Source organism: Bacillus sp. BC05(2025), assembly GCF_056725905.1.
Genome location: NZ_JBWYRA010000002.1, coordinates 528,252 through 541,121, shown reverse-complemented (window position 1 = coordinate 541,121; position 12,870 = coordinate 528,252). Strand labels below are relative to the sequence as shown.

The 12,870-nt window shown below is 37.5% G+C and carries 15 protein-coding genes and 1 pseudogene; 5 read left to right on the top strand and 11 right to left on the bottom strand.

Features of this window, described 5'->3' with window-relative positions; all coding sequences use genetic code 11:
* Positions 1-52: 52 nt before the first annotated feature.
* The 7 genes from gerPF to ACZ76X_RS08675 all read right to left on the bottom strand — a co-directional run bounded on the left by gerPF (position 53) and on the right by ACZ76X_RS08675 (position 2,468).
* Positions 53-268: a spore germination protein GerPF gene (gene gerPF / locus ACZ76X_RS08705; protein WP_001141566.1), complete on the bottom strand. Its 216-nt coding sequence runs from the start codon at positions 266-268 to the stop codon at positions 53-55.
* Between the two features lie 42 nt (positions 269-310).
* Positions 311-697: a spore germination protein GerPE gene (locus ACZ76X_RS08700; RefSeq protein WP_061676293.1), complete on the bottom strand. Its 387-nt coding sequence runs from the start codon at positions 695-697 to the stop codon at positions 311-313.
* A 15-nt stretch (positions 698-712) separates the two neighbouring features.
* Positions 713-907 carry a spore germination protein GerPD gene (gene gerPD, locus ACZ76X_RS08695; protein WP_001102342.1) on the bottom strand — a complete coding sequence of 65 codons (195 nt, stop codon included), beginning with the start codon at positions 905-907 and terminating at the stop codon, positions 713-715.
* Between the two features lie 6 nt (positions 908-913).
* Positions 914-1,528 carry a spore germination protein GerPC gene (gene gerPC / locus ACZ76X_RS08690; RefSeq protein ID WP_001070752.1) on the bottom strand — a complete coding sequence of 205 codons (615 nt, stop codon included), beginning with the start codon at positions 1,526-1,528 and terminating at the stop codon, positions 914-916.
* Between the two features lie 68 nt (positions 1,529-1,596).
* Positions 1,597-1,803 (bottom strand): spore germination protein GerPB, encoded by a 207-nt coding sequence (gerPB, locus tag ACZ76X_RS08685; RefSeq protein WP_001012516.1) that lies wholly within the window; start codon positions 1,801-1,803, stop codon positions 1,597-1,599.
* Between the two features lie 14 nt (positions 1,804-1,817).
* Entirely contained in the window at positions 1,818-2,039 is a 222-nt protein-coding gene (gene gerPA / locus ACZ76X_RS08680; protein ID WP_001111187.1) for a spore germination protein GerPA, read from the bottom strand.
* Between the two features lie 249 nt (positions 2,040-2,288).
* Positions 2,289-2,468: an aspartyl-phosphate phosphatase Spo0E family protein gene (locus ACZ76X_RS08675; protein ID WP_000462846.1), complete on the bottom strand. Its 180-nt coding sequence runs from the start codon at positions 2,466-2,468 to the stop codon at positions 2,289-2,291.
* Positions 2,469-2,714: 246 nt separating this feature from the next.
* Between ACZ76X_RS08675 and ACZ76X_RS08670 the strand changes: the two genes are divergently transcribed.
* A complete protein-coding gene (locus ACZ76X_RS08670) occupies positions 2,715-3,614 on the top strand; it encodes a fumarylacetoacetate hydrolase family protein (RefSeq protein WP_479850189.1) in 900 nt (299 codons plus the stop codon).
* A gap of 35 nt (positions 3,615-3,649) precedes the next feature.
* Here the strand turns inward: ACZ76X_RS08670 and ACZ76X_RS08665 are convergent.
* Both ACZ76X_RS08665 and rocD read right to left on the bottom strand, forming a co-directional pair.
* A pseudogene (locus tag ACZ76X_RS08665) lies at positions 3,650-3,918 on the bottom strand (hypothetical protein).
* A 110-nt stretch (positions 3,919-4,028) separates the two neighbouring features.
* The gene (gene rocD / locus ACZ76X_RS08660; protein ID WP_479850188.1) at positions 4,029-5,219 is read right to left on the bottom strand and encodes an ornithine aminotransferase; all 1,191 of its coding nucleotides are present in this window, start codon (positions 5,217-5,219) and stop codon (positions 4,029-4,031) included.
* Between the two features lie 150 nt (positions 5,220-5,369).
* Here rocD and ACZ76X_RS08655 point away from each other — a divergent pair, with 150 nt between their 5' ends.
* The gene (locus tag ACZ76X_RS08655) at positions 5,370-5,732 is read left to right on the top strand and encodes a YisL family protein (protein ID WP_479850187.1); all 363 of its coding nucleotides are present in this window, start codon (positions 5,370-5,372) and stop codon (positions 5,730-5,732) included.
* 57 nt (positions 5,733-5,789) lie between these two features.
* Here the strand turns inward: ACZ76X_RS08655 and ACZ76X_RS08650 are convergent, their stop codons facing one another.
* Positions 5,790-6,344: a DUF2777 domain-containing protein gene (locus tag ACZ76X_RS08650; protein ID WP_479850186.1), complete on the bottom strand. Its 555-nt coding sequence runs from the start codon at positions 6,342-6,344 to the stop codon at positions 5,790-5,792.
* A 238-nt stretch (positions 6,345-6,582) separates the two neighbouring features.
* Here ACZ76X_RS08650 and asnB point away from each other — a divergent pair, with 238 nt between their 5' ends.
* From asnB to katB, 3 genes are all read left to right on the top strand, one after another.
* On the top strand, positions 6,583-8,430 hold the full coding sequence (asnB, locus tag ACZ76X_RS08645; protein ID WP_479850185.1) for an asparagine synthase (glutamine-hydrolyzing): 1,848 nt from the start codon (positions 6,583-6,585) through the stop codon (positions 8,428-8,430).
* 339 nt (positions 8,431-8,769) lie between these two features.
* Positions 8,770-9,729, top strand: a complete 960-nt coding sequence (hemH, locus tag ACZ76X_RS08640; RefSeq protein ID WP_479850184.1) for a ferrochelatase — start codon at positions 8,770-8,772, stop codon at positions 9,727-9,729.
* Between the two features lie 59 nt (positions 9,730-9,788).
* A complete protein-coding gene (gene katB, locus ACZ76X_RS08635) occupies positions 9,789-11,255 on the top strand; it encodes a catalase KatB (protein WP_061656769.1) in 1,467 nt (488 codons plus the stop codon).
* A gap of 228 nt (positions 11,256-11,483) precedes the next feature.
* Here katB and ACZ76X_RS08630 read toward each other — a convergent pair whose 3' ends face one another.
* On the bottom strand, positions 11,484-12,716 hold the full coding sequence (locus ACZ76X_RS08630; protein ID WP_479850183.1) for an ammonium transporter: 1,233 nt from the start codon (positions 12,714-12,716) through the stop codon (positions 11,484-11,486).
* Between the last annotated feature and the right edge of the window lie 154 nt (positions 12,717-12,870).

Sequence of the window (12,870 nt, the reverse complement as noted above, 5' to 3'; positions counted from 1 at the left end):
ATAATATCGAATGAGGTAAAAGAAAAAAGTAGGAGATATTCTCCTACTTTTTTTACGCTGTTCCAATTTGATCTTGATCGGCCACATCAGAATCAAACGTATTTGTTGCACTAACACCGTTAAACGTATTCACGACAAATCCAACATTGGAAGCTCCGGAACCATTATAAGCTTTCGTATTTTCTTTCGGAGACACGTTATAAAAATCCCCTAAATTAAAAGAACCATTACTGTTTTGAACGACGAGATTTCCAACAACGGAAGGCATACCATCCACCTACTTTACTAAGCTTTTTAATTACTATATGAATTATGGAGCGGAAGGTTCATCTGTAATATATTGGCGGATTTGCATAATACGAGAATTATTGAAAGCATAATCAACGTTTCCAATTTGAAAGCAACCCGAATTTAAAAGTGTTCGTAATTCAACGTCATTCACTTCGATAAAAGGACATTCGTTTACAATATTTAACTTTACATCTGTCGTTCGTTTTGGGATTGTGACATGTTCATCTGTAAAAATTTCAAACGCATCTAAGCGACCTTCGCCTTTTATATAACAAGGAATTTCCCTATGGACAGCAAGAGCTCTGCTTTTTAATTCCATTTGATTTGCGTCTCCAACTTGAAAAACGGCAGTAATCCCTAAAGAAATAATAGAAACATTTTGGACAACTGACACATGATGTAACATAATTTCTCAGTCTCCTTAACCTGGAGTAGGAGGGACATCTGTGACTAACGGTACAAACGGACCCTCTGTAACAGTTTCGAATGGTGTATCAAGAATAGAAGATAGTATGAGGAGATTTGCATCTCCAATTAAAAAGAGTGCGGACGACGATACACCGTTCATTTTAATCTGTCCGACTTTCAATTCACGATTTACAACGTTAACATTCATACATACTTACTCCTTTCGGAAATTGCCCGGTATGTGTTGAATAAAAGATAGAAAGGCTTTGTCGATATCTTGTTTCATTGCTTGAATAATGATATCTCGTAAGTAATCTGGATCTGTTGAAATCCCTTCATATGATTGCGCTTGTGATAAATAATAAGGAAGTCTATGCTCCATTTGTTTTTTTATGTCATCCACCATCATTTGTCGATACATTTCATCGAGCGGCGTTCTCTCTTCTTGTTCAAAATGGAGAATTCGGCTATATGCTTCTTCATCTAAGTAACGATGCATTTCTTGAAGGATGCCTTGGTAAAAGTCTGGATTTGTTTCAGTTTCAGGATTGACCTTCAAAGTTTCTGTATCAACTTGAAAATCCTCGATTTGTTGCCCTTTTGCTGAAAATGGGTTTAAACCAATATTTAAAGTACCATTTAAATTTTCTACTTTTAATTGATCGAATTTGTATTCCACTTTTCCTACAGAAGAGGAGGGGCGATTTTTTAATTCGTTAAGCTCTTCTTGTAGTTGGCGCACTTGATCCTCTAAATTCAGGATGGATGCTTGTTGTATTTGAAGAGCTTGTTGAAGTTGGTGTAAGTAAGTATATATATCTTGATTCATTTTGTGAAACCTCCTTTTCAATAGGGAGGGTAAATACATTCCTGCTATATATTTATGACAAGGATGTCTTAAGAAGAACTAGTTGATGGTTTGATAGAAATAATTTGTCCTTTTGCCTGCAATGGACGAAGGGGCTCTGTAAATCCGCCAGTATTCGAGAATTTAGATAGAGCTTTAATACTTCCGGCAGTACCAATTTGGAATACAGAAGAGGTTGTAATGCTATCGATTTTAATGCTGTTAATGACGATGCTTTGGTTTACATAAAAATTCAATACAATCGCCTCCTCTAAGTTGAACCAATGATCGCTTGATCGATTACATCGGAGTCATTAACGGTCGTTGCGCTTTGATAATTGTAGACAGAAACGTTATCTCCAACATTAAAAGAGCCGGCCCCAGCGAAAGCGCGTGAATAACTAATAGGCCTAATCGCAAATACATCTCCAATATGAAAAATACCACTTGATCCAATATTGACGATACGAATATGTCCGACCATAGCTGGCATACAAAACACCTTTCGTTTTTAAAATTTTCTTTTCTACTATTGTATGGGCGTTTTCAATAAAATGTGTGTTTTTTTGAAATAAAGTGAAACTTTAATCAGTGGGGGTTTTCTTCATCCCCCACTGATTATTAGCCCTCACCAATCGGACTTTAATGGGCAGCCCGACCCCCGCCTAAATTCTTTGCTTTCGCTGCATTTTGAGGTGGGAGTCTTACTGCCCATTAAAGCGGGATAAAAGAAACACACACGTTATTGCGTGTGTGTTTCGAGTGTTTGATTAGGGTGAAAATCCGTATGTACATGCCAAATTACATTTAAGAGCCTGTCCAGTTCTTGGCTACAATCCACTGTTTTTTGAGAAGTCATTCCATAGCGTTCAGCAAAATAAATCATTTTTTCACGTTTTTTTTCAATCGCTTGCTCAAACATTGAAATCGGCTCCATCTCTAAATGAAATTTTTAGTATATATGTAGTACATATTATACAAAAAAACCATAAAAAAGAAATGCCTTCGCTAAAAAAAGTAAAATTTCTACATTTTATGCCAAATACATAGGAGTAACGAATAGGATTTGAGAAGAATATTGTAAAAATTAGCGTGTATGAGAAGGTTTTTTTCTTACGGATGCGAATACAATTAAATGGTATGAGTTTTAGGATGGAGAGTGGAAATATTGCGTTTTGTAACGGCGAAAAAAGATGAAAAGGTATTTGTAGGTATTGTGGATGAAGAAGAAGAGAAGGTATTGCACTTAAGAGAAGCGCAAAGGCAAAAAGGGGAAAAGGTTACGATTCCAATCACAATGTTAGAGTGTATTGAAAAAGGAACCGAATGTTTCGAAAAAATATGTGATATTGTAAATTGGGCGAAGGAAAATGAAGGAACTGCGCATTATCCGTTAAATGAGGTGAAAATATTAGCACCAATTCCAAGGCCAAGGAAGAATATTTTGTGCGTTGGAAAAAATTATCGTGAGCATGCGATAGAAATGGGCGGAGAAGAGTCAATTCCAGAAAATATAATGATCTTCACGAAAGCGCCAACGACAGTTATTGGAATGGATGAAAAAATTAACAGTCATCCCCACGCAACGAATGAATTAGATTATGAAGGAGAACTAGCTATTATCATCGGTAAGCGAGGGAAACAAATAAAAAAAGAAAAAGCGCTTGAGCATGTTTTTGGTTACACCATTATAAATGATATAACTGCTCGCGACATTCAAAGGAAGCATAAACAATTTTTCCTTGGAAAAAGTTTCGATACATTTTGTCCGATGGGACCGTATTTAATTCATAAATCAATGGTTGAAACGCCAAATGCGTTACACATTGAAACGGTAGTAAATGGAGAGATAAGGCAAACTTCAAATACAAATAAAATGATTTTTTCACTAGAAGAAATTATTTCAACGATAAGTAAAGGAATGACGTTAGAACCAGGAGATATTATCGCAACAGGAACGCCGGCTGGTGTTGGAAAAGGTTTCACACCACCGAAGTTTTTGCATGCGGGTGATGAAGTGGTCGTTACAGTAGAAGGAATTGGTACTTTGCGAAATGTAGTGAAATGAAGAAAAGAGCTATCTTACTAAAAGATAGCTCTTTTCTATGGTCTTGGGTGATAGAGGTAATCAATAACGGAAAAGGTATAAAGACCAATTAATGCAAGTGTACAAATGCCAAATAGCATAACCGCAAGTGCACTTTTTTCTCGTCCAAAACCAATAATAGTAAGAATAACAGCAGTCCAAAATGATGCTTTCAGTAGTGTGAATGTAGTAGAAGTCAAGTAGTGAGAAGCAGGAAGCTAAAGAATGTAACTAAAATAAAAGATGTAGCTAAATAGTTAATATGTTTGCCGTATCTTAATAACATATCGCACCTCCTTTGTAAATTTAAAATACAGAAAATTACAATTTCATTTTAATATAAATCAATATAAAAAGAAAGAGGTTGTCCTAACGTGTAGGACAACCTCTCTATTATTACGATAGTACAGCTTTAATTTTTTGGAATGCCCACTCTAAATCTTCTTCAGAGATTACTAGAGGTGGTGCGATACGAATTACGTTTTCATGTGTTTCTTTACATAATAGTCCAGCTGCTTTTAGTTGTTCACAGTAAGGACGAGCTGGTTCGTTTAATTCGATACCGATGAATAAACCTTTACCGCGAACCTCAGTAATCATTGGGTTATCAATCTCTTTTAATTGTCCAACTAATTTTTCTCCTAATTGAAGAGAACGCTCTGTTAATTTTTCTTCTTCTAACACTTCAAGAGCTGCGATAGAAACAGCACATGCAAGTGGGTTACCACCGAATGTAGAACCGTGAGAACCTGGCTCGAATACGCCTAAAATGTCGCGGTTTGCTGCTACGCAAGAGATTGGGAATACGCCGCCACCAAGCGCTTTACCAAGTATGTACATGTCAGGAGTTACACCGTCCCAGTCACAAGCAAATACTTTACCAGTACGACCTAAGCCAGTTTGGATTTCATCTGCTACGAATAAAACGTTTTCTTTTTTACATACTTCAAGAGCTTCTTTTAAGTAACCCGCTGGTGGAATGTTAATTCCTGCTTCACCTTGGATAGGCTCTAAAATGAATGCAGCTGTGTTTGGTGTAATAGCAGCTTTTAACGCTTCTAAATCACCGTAAGGAATTACAACGATACCAGGAAGCATTGGACCGAATCCACGCTTGTACTCTTCGTTTGAAGACATAGAAACAGCACCCATTGTACGTCCGTGGAAGTTATCTTCACAAACGATAATTTCAGCACGGTTTGCTTCTACTTTCTTCATATCATAAGCCCAGCGGCGAGCTGTTTTAATTGCAGTCTCAACGGCCTCTGCACCTGTATTCATTGGAAGTACCATTTCTTTATTAGTTAGTTTCGCAACTTTTTCGTACCAAGGACCTAATTGATCGCTATGGAAAGCACGAGAAGTTAACGTAACACGATTAGCTTGGTCAATTAAAGCGTTAATAATTTTTGGGTGACGATGACCTTGGTTTACTGCAGAATATGCACTTAATAAGTCCATATAGCGGTTTCCTTCAGGGTCCTCTACCCAAACGCCTTCTGCTTTAGAAATAACGATTGGAAGTGGGTGATAGTTATTTGCTCCGTATGTGTCTGTAAGTTCGATAATATCCTTAGTTTGAATCATGATTGTTCCCCCTTTTGTTATTACAAGAAGTTTGTAAATACTCTAAATATTATATCATTTAAATGTAAAAAAGCGAAACATTTCCTGAAAATAAATGAACATGTTATCATATAGAGTGAAAAAGTGTGAAAAGAGGAGGTAAGGGATACGATGGTACATATGCATATTACAGCATGGGCGTTAGGTTTAATTTTATTCTTCGTTGCGTATTCACTTTATTCAGCAGGAAGAAAAGGTAAAGGTGTACATATGGGGCTTCGTCTAATGTATATCTTAATTATTGTGTCAGGCGTATGGTTATACCTAGATCAAACCATAGTCGATAAGAGCTATCACATGTGGTACGGTCTAAAAATGCTAGCTGGTATTTTAGTTATCGCTGGAATGGAAATGGTTCTTGTGAAAATGAGCAAGAACAAAGCAACAGGGGCATTTTGGGGATTATTTATTGTTGCACTAGTAGCAGTATTTTACCTTGGATTGAAATTACCGATTGGCTGGCAAGTATTCTAATAAAAAATAAAACCACCTTATAATCCAAAGACTTGGGAGATAAGGTGGTTTTTTATTTTAGGTTGCATCAATATGCAACTCTTCTCCGTTTACTTTCGTAAAACGAAACATATTTTTATTTGACGTAGCGTGACGAACGAAATGGTGCTGCAATGTACAAATCATCTCTTCGTTATCAAATAAAAGAATATTTACTCCTTCGCATGCCTCCTCTTTCGGTAAGAAAGATAAATAATTATGACAATACATGCAATCATATAAAGAGTAATGAAGGGATTGCAATGATTCTGTTAATAATGTAAAGACAGAGTCAGGTAACTCCTCAAGCCATTCCGTATAGCTAAGAAGTAATTTTTTTCGAATTCGTATCATTTCACCGTTTTGCAGGTGATGCTGTTCGTTAGCGATTTGTAATATATCTTGTTCATAGAAACGAGCTGGTAGCCAGTTGTTGTTATATAAAATTTCAAAGCCATCACCGGCAATATCTTCTAATAAAAATGCTTCATCATTTTCATCATCAAAGAATACCCATTCATTGTTTATATATTCTACATTACCGACTGTATGAGCGCGAGGCTGGTTATATAAAATATGGTTACGTTGTATCATACGCGATTTCTCCTTTATGAAAAGTAGTTATTTCTGTTATAGACAGTTCGTGCCTTCTTTATAACTAGACACATCTAGACATAGGTGGGCATACAATAAAACACGTTTTACTGAGTGAAAATGCTATTCCGTATGTGGATAGTAGGTTATCGTTAAGTTTTTCATTTTTAAATCCGCACTCTTAGGGTGGGGATTACTGCACGTTCAGGAAAAGAATTAAGATGGAAGGATGATTTATATGTGCGGGATTACAGGATGGGTGGATTATAAACGCTCATTAGAAGGGGAACGGGACGTTGTTACGAAGATGGCTGAGACGTTAGCGAAGCGTGGTCCAGATGATAATAAAGTTTGGATTAAAGGCAATGTTGCATTTGGGCATAAACGGTTAATCGTTGTTGATCCTGAGGGTGGGAAACAACCGATGACTTGTTTAAAAGATGAAACGAATTATGCAATTTGCTATAACGGTGAACTGTATAACACAGAAGATATTCGAAAGGAACTATTAAGAAGAGGATATATGTTCAAAGGTCATTCTGATACGGAAGTACTATTAGCGTCGTATATCGAATGGAAGGAAGGATGTGTCGACCATTTAAATGGTATATATGCGTTTGCCGTATGGGATGAACAGAAAGAACAAGTATTTATTACGCGAGATCGACTAGGTGTAAAACCGCTATTTTATAAATACGATAGTGGGCGATTACTATTTGGTTCAGAATTAAAAGCGATACTGGCGCATCCAGATGTGAATGCGGAAGTAACGTTAGAAGGGTTATCCGAAATATTTGGACTTGGGCCATCTAGAACGCCTGGTCACGGTATTTATGCCGGTATAAAAGAGTTACGTCCAGGTCATGCGATGACATTTTCAAAGAACGGTTTATGTATATGGAGATATTGGAATGTAGAAAGCAAAAAGCACGAAGACTCCTTTGAAGAAACCGTAGAGAAAACACGCTTTTTATTACAAGATGCGATTACAAGGCAGCTCGTTTCTGATGTACCACTGTGCACTTTTCTATCAGGTGGTGTAGATTCGAGCGCCATTACAGCGATAGCTGCGAAAGAATACGCAAAGTCAGGAAAAGGACAATTACACACATACTCTGTTGATTATGAAGATAATGACAAATACTTTAAAGCGAATGCGTTCCAGCCAAATTCAGATGCGCCATTTATTCATTTGATGACGGAGACGTTTCAAACGATTCATCATCGATGCGTCATTTCAAATGAACAATTAGCACAGTATTTAACAGAAGCTGTACTCGTTCGTGATTTGCCTGGTATGGCAGATATTGATTCGTCATTATTATGGTTTTGTCGTGAAATTAAACAAGATTTTGTCGTCGGTTTATCGGGGGAATGTGCAGATGAAATATTTGGTGGTTATCCGTGGTTTTATAGAGAAGATGATTTGCAATCGAGTGCATTTCCGTGGATGCGCTCTACAGAAGCACGTGAACAACTGTTAAAGAAAGAATGGAGAAATAAATTAAACCTACAACAATATGTACAGCAGCGCTATGAAGAATCCATTCAAGAAGTTCCTATTTTAGAGGGAGAAAGCCCAATTGAAGCAAAGAGACGACAATTATTTTACTTGAACATGGTATGGTTTATGACAACATTATTAGACAGAAAAGACCGTATGAGCATGGGGGCAAGCTTAGAAGTACGCGTTCCATTTGCGGATCACCGACTTGTCGAATATGCGTGGAATATTCCTTGGGAAATGAAAATGTATAAAAATCGCGAAAAAGGTCTATTGCGTAAAGCGCTAGAAGGATTACTTCCAGATGAAATCTTATATAGAAAGAAGAGCCCGTATCCGAAAACACATAATCCGCACTATACGAAAGCAGTAACAGTATGGCTGCAAGATTTATTAACGGATAAAGGATCAATTTTACACGAACTGTTTGATAAAGAGCAGCTAAGCGGATTAATTGAGTCAGGCGGCAGTGCATTTCAATCACCTTGGTTCGGTCAATTAATGACAGGCCCTCAACTTTTAGCTCATTTAGCGCAAATTCATGTTTGGTTTAAAGAGTATGGAGTAAACATTAAAGAATAGGACAAAAGCGACTTACTTTTACGTAAGTCGCTTTTTATTAAATAAATTGTCAAATAAAATTAAAAATCATATTAGAAAAAATACTTATTTAGAATAATTATTTTGACGTACTTATTATTAGTTGTTATAATTGGAAACAAATGTTCTTGAAAAAGATTCTCATTTATCCCACTTTAATGGGCAGTAAGACCCCAACCTCAAAATTCAGCGAAAGCAAAGAAGTTAGGTGGGGGCCGGGCTGCCCATTAAAGTCCGATTGGTGAGGGCTAATAATCAGTGGGGGATGAAGAAAACCCCACTGATTCAAGTTTCACTTTATAAAATTGAGGTGTTATATAGATGACAAAGAAAAAAATAGGTTTACTCGTAATGGCGTATGGAACGCCAGAATCATTAGATGATGTAGAAGCGTACTACACACATATTCGCCACGGTCGTAAACCTTCTGAAGAGGCACTCCAAGACTTAATCGGACGCTATAAAGCGATTGGCGGAATTTCACCACTTGCAAAAATTACGAAAGAGCAAGCGCATAAATTAACAGATTCTATGAATAATATATTTACAGAGTATGAATTTACTTGTTACTTAGGCTTAAAACATATTGCCCCATTTATAGAAGATGCGGTAGAAGAAATGAAGAAAGATGGAATTGAGCAGGCGATTAGTATCGTATTAGCACCGCACTATTCTACATTTAGCATTAAAGCGTATAATGACCGTGCGATTCGTCTCTCGGAAGAAATCGGTGGTCCAATTATTGAACCAATTGAACAATGGTACGATGAGCCGAAATTTATTTCGTATTGGGCAGATCAAATAAAAGAAACATTTACAAAGATTGAAGATAAAGAGAAAGCAGTCGTAATTTTTTCAGCACATAGTTTGCCAGAAAAAATTATTGCGGTAGGTGACCCTTATGTAGAACAATTGCAGCATACAGCGGATTTAATTGCAGCAGCTGCAAATATTCAAAACTATACAATTGGTTGGCAAAGTGCCGGAAATACACCTGATCCATGGATTGGACCGGATGTGCAAGATTTAACGAGAGATTTATTTGAAGACCGTGGATATGAATCTTTCGTATATTGCCCAGTTGGTTTTGTCGCAGAGCATTTAGAAGTTTTATATGACAATGATTACGAGTGTAAAGTTGTAACTGATGAATTAAACGTATCATATTTCAGACCAAATATGCCAAATTCGCAATCTGTATTTATTGATTGCTTAACTGAAATTGTTTCCAAAAAAATGAAAGAAATAGTTGACAAGAAACTAGTTTTGAATAATAATTAATTTATAATAATTTTAAATAAATAATAATTACTATGAGATAAAGAGGAGGATCCCCCTAAATGAATCCAAATAATCGCTTAACAACAAATCAAGGTGCTCCAGTTGGAGACAACCAAAACTCTCGTACAGCTGGTCGCCGTGGACCGGTATTATTAGAAGACTATCATTTAGTAGAAAAACTTGCGCACTTTGATCGTGAACGTATTCCGGAGCGTGTTGTGCATGCACGTGGTGCAGGTGCTCACGGTGTATTCGTAACGAAAAACAGCATGAAGCAATATACGAAAGCAGCATTTTTACAAAATGAAGGAACTGAAACGCCTGTATTTGTTCGTTTCTCAACGGTTATTCATGGTCAAGGTTCTCCAGAAACAGCTCGTGACCCACGTGGGTTCGCTGTTAAATTTTATACAGAAGAAGGAAATTACGATATCGTAGGTAACCATTTACCCGTCTTCTTCATTCGTGATGCAATTAAATTCCCTGATATGGTGCATTCTTTAAAACCAGCACCTGATACAAACATTCAAACGCCAGATCGTTATTGGGATTTCATGACGTTAAGTCCGGAATCTACACATATGATGACGTGGGTGTTTTCTGATTATGGTACACCAGCGAGTTATCGTGAAATGGAAGGTTTCGGTGTCCATTCATTTAAATGGATTAATGCAGAAGGTAAAATCGTCTATATTAAATATCACTGGAAACCACAGCAAGGTGTACGTAACTTAAGTGCAAAAGAAGTGCAAGAAGTACAAGGGAAAGACTTCAACCATGCAACTCGTGACTTGTTCGATGCAATCGAAAAAGGAAATTATCCAAAGTGGGATTTACACGTACAAGTGATGCAACTAGAAGAAACGGATTCTTTAGATTTCGATCCATTAGACCCAACGAAAGTATGGCCAGAAGATCGCTTCCCATTAATTGAAGTAGGGACAATGACGTTGAATCGTAATCCGAAAAACTTCTTCGCAGAAGTAGAGCAAGTGGCATTCTCTCCAAGTGCAACTGTAAATGGTATTGAACCATCTGAAGATAAATTATTACAAGGTCGTTTATTCTCTTACCCAGATACGCAGCGTTACCGTCTTGGTGCAAATTATTTACAAATCCCTGTAAATTGCCCATACGCAGCTGTTCATAACCAACAACGTGATGGTGCGATGCAAATCAATCAAAACCCATCTACAATCAACTACGAACCGAGCCGTCATGCTGAAAATCCAGTTGAAGACAAAGCTTACCGCGATTCAACTATGAAAGTAGAAGGCTACGTATCTCGTGAAAAAATTGACAAACCAAATGACTTTAAACAAGCAGGTGAGCGTTACCGTTCATTCTCTAAAGAAGAGCAAGACAACTTAATTGCAAACTTAACAAATGACTTAAAAGACGTAAATGAACGTACGAAATTACTAGCTGTTTGTAACTTCTTCCGTGCAGATCAAGAATACGGTATGCGTTTAGCGCAAGCGTTAAATGTTGATATTACGCAATATGTGGGAAATGCTCCGAAATAAATAGGAAAAGACGACTGTGAAGCGGTCGTCTTTTTTATGTAAAATTACGCCGGGGTATTTTTCATTTTCGTCATGTCGTAATTCGTTGGTAAATCGATATATTTGAAAAATCGTCGATATATCCGAATAATCGCTGATATAATTACCAAAATACCAGTTAGGGTATGTTGAGGCGACAACTACAATAAAAAGAGATGCAATCTACTACTAATAGATTGCATCTCTTTTTTAGTTCACTCGCTCCGTATATTCATAAGCTTTCTCCCCGTGCATCGAAATATCAAGGCCCATATGTTCTTCATGTTCATCTACCCGAACGGGGAGGAAGAAGTTAATCGTTTTAATAATGGCGTACGTCATGATGATCGTGAATGCATATGTTGCGCCGATTGCTACAAGTTGTTTAAACAGTAAAGCGGCGTTTCCGTAAAATAATCCGTTCGCACCATCAGCATTTACAGTAGTAGTTGCAAATAGTCCTGTCGCAATGCCGCCCCAAGTTCCGCCGATGCCGTGGCATCCGAATGCATCGAGTGTGTCGTCGTATCCGAATTTTGTTTTTAAGAAAAAGACCGCTCCGAAGCATAATACGCCGCCGATTGCTCCGATAAGAAGAGCGGAGAAAGGTGTAACAAACCCGCAAGCTGGCGTAATAGCGACTAAACCGGAAACGACTCCGCAAGCAGCTCCCATCGCAGTCGGCTTTGATTGGAAGAACCATTCTGAAAGCATCCAAGTTAATGCGGAGGCAGCAGCGGCTATATTTGTATTAATAAATGCGGTTAAAGCTACGTCATTTAAAGATAATGCGCTACCGACGTTAAAACCGAACCAGCCGAACCATAGTAAACCTGCACCTAGCATCGTAAATGGTAAATGGTGAGGGGAAGGGCCGTTTATATTTTTTCGTTTTCCGAGGAAAATAGCTAATACAAGGCCAGCGACACCAGATGTAATATGAACGACATTACCACCAGCGAAGTCTAACGCGCCAAGTTCTCTTAGCCATCCGCCAACGCCCCATACCCAATGAGCGACAGGGTTGTATACGATTGTTGTCCATAGAAGGATGAAGATAAGGAAAGCTGAAAACCGCATTCTTTCGGCGAATGCACCTGAAATTAAAGCGGGAGTTAAAATAGCAAACATAAGCTGGAACATCATAAATAAATTGTGAGGAATAGTAGATGAGTAGTCTGGATTTGGTGCGTAGGTAACGCCGTTTAAACCGAACCAATTGAGTGTGCCGATCAGTCCGTGCCAATCTGGTCCAAATGATAAAGAATAACCAATTACAATCCATTGAATCGAAACGATAGCCATTGCGCTGTAACTATGCATTGTCGTACTGAGTACGTTCTTACTGCGAACCATGCCCCCATAGAAAAGTGCCAATCCTGGTGTCATTAACATGACCATTACTGTCGTTACAAACATAAAAACCGTATCTCCTGTATCCATTCTCTCTCCTCCTATAATGTTAGAAAAAATAACATCAATTTGTTATGTTTCATATCATATTCGAAATAAAAAGAAAAATCAACTAAAAATTCAGAAAATATTTTACTGTATGTTAGAAAAACTAACATGTCATAATTTGAGAAGAATGAAATCA

Excerpts from the sequence above, each read along its gene's own strand:
- hemH (WP_479850184.1), top strand. The coding sequence starts at position 8,770 with ATGACAAAGAAAAAAATAGGTTTACTCGTAATGGCGTATGGAACGCCA.
- ACZ76X_RS08630 (WP_479850183.1), bottom strand. The coding sequence starts at position 12,716 with ATGGATACAGGAGATACGGTTTTTATGTTTGTAACGACAGTAATGGTC.
- katB (WP_061656769.1), top strand. The coding sequence starts at position 9,789 with ATGAATCCAAATAATCGCTTAACAACAAATCAAGGTGCTCCAGTTGGA.
- gerPD (WP_001102342.1), bottom strand. The coding sequence starts at position 907 with ATGAATGTTAACGTTGTAAATCGTGAATTGAAAGTCGGACAGATTAAA.
- ACZ76X_RS08655 (WP_479850187.1), top strand. The coding sequence starts at position 5,370 with ATGGTACATATGCATATTACAGCATGGGCGTTAGGTTTAATTTTATTC.
- rocD (WP_479850188.1), bottom strand. The coding sequence starts at position 5,219 with ATGATTCAAACTAAGGATATTATCGAACTTACAGACACATACGGAGCA.
- gerPF (WP_001141566.1), bottom strand. The coding sequence starts at position 268 with ATGCCTTCCGTTGTTGGAAATCTCGTCGTTCAAAACAGTAATGGTTCT.
- gerPA (WP_001111187.1), bottom strand. The coding sequence starts at position 2,039 with ATGCCAGCTATGGTCGGACATATTCGTATCGTCAATATTGGATCAAGT.
- gerPC (WP_001070752.1), bottom strand. The coding sequence starts at position 1,528 with ATGAATCAAGATATATATACTTACTTACACCAACTTCAACAAGCTCTT.
- ACZ76X_RS08675 (WP_000462846.1), bottom strand. The coding sequence starts at position 2,468 with ATGTTTGAGCAAGCGATTGAAAAAAAACGTGAAAAAATGATTTATTTT.
- asnB (WP_479850185.1), top strand. The coding sequence starts at position 6,583 with ATGTGCGGGATTACAGGATGGGTGGATTATAAACGCTCATTAGAAGGG.
- ACZ76X_RS08650 (WP_479850186.1), bottom strand. The coding sequence starts at position 6,344 with ATGATACAACGTAACCATATTTTATATAACCAGCCTCGCGCTCATACA.
- ACZ76X_RS08700 (WP_061676293.1), bottom strand. The coding sequence starts at position 697 with ATGTTACATCATGTGTCAGTTGTCCAAAATGTTTCTATTATTTCTTTA.